General features: G+C 67.0%; 1 protein-coding gene. It reads right to left on the bottom strand.

The annotated features are described in order from the left end of the window. The coding region (locus AC0B9F_RS38410) for an NAD(P)-binding domain-containing protein (protein ID WP_472010475.1) at positions 1-734 on the bottom strand (734 nt) is incomplete at both ends.

Below are 734 nucleotides of genomic sequence, written 5' to 3'. Positions count from 1 at the left end.
GATCAGGGTGGCCGATGCGGGACCGGTCCAGTCGCCGTATCCGAGGAAAATCAATCCGGGTTCACCGGCGACGTGCGCTCCGTCGAGTTCGATGCGTCCGGTGTCGCCGTCTCGGAGTCCAAGGGGCTGAAGGTGCCGTAGCGCGGGGCGGAATCCGGTGCACCAGATAATGGCGTCCACCTGTTCGACGTGATCGCCGAATCCCAATCCGGTGGCGGTGAGGCGGTCGAACATCGGGTGCGCCACCATCACGCCGCGCTCGCGGGCGGCTTGGACCGGGGGCACCATCACGATGTCGCCGAGGCCGGCGATGCCACCGGAATCGGTTTCACCTGAAGCGATTTCACGGGCATGTTCACGGGCGACGTCGAAAAGGATCCGGCCGTCGACGTCGTCGGGCAGGAACCGCGGTTCCCGGCTCGTCAGCCAGAGTGTCTCGGCGACGGTGGAGACTTCGGCGACGATCTGCGCGGCAGAGTTTCCGCCGCCGACCACGGCGACCTTGCTACCGGCGAACGGGGTCGGCGAACGGTAGCTGGTGGTATGGATTTGGGTGCCGGTGAACTCGCGGATACCGGGGTAGATCGGCCAGAATGGTTGCCGCCACGTCCCGGTGGTGTTGACGACGGCCCGCGCGGACCAGCTGCCGTGATCGGATTCGACGAGATACCCGTCACCGGAGCGGGTCACGGACGTGACGCGGACCGGGCGGCGGACCGGTAGGTCGTATCGGG

Source organism: Streptomyces sp. NPDC097129, from assembly GCF_055668065.1.
The sequence above is the reverse complement of the archived record's forward strand: the minus strand, read 5'-3'. Positions and strand labels throughout refer to the sequence as shown.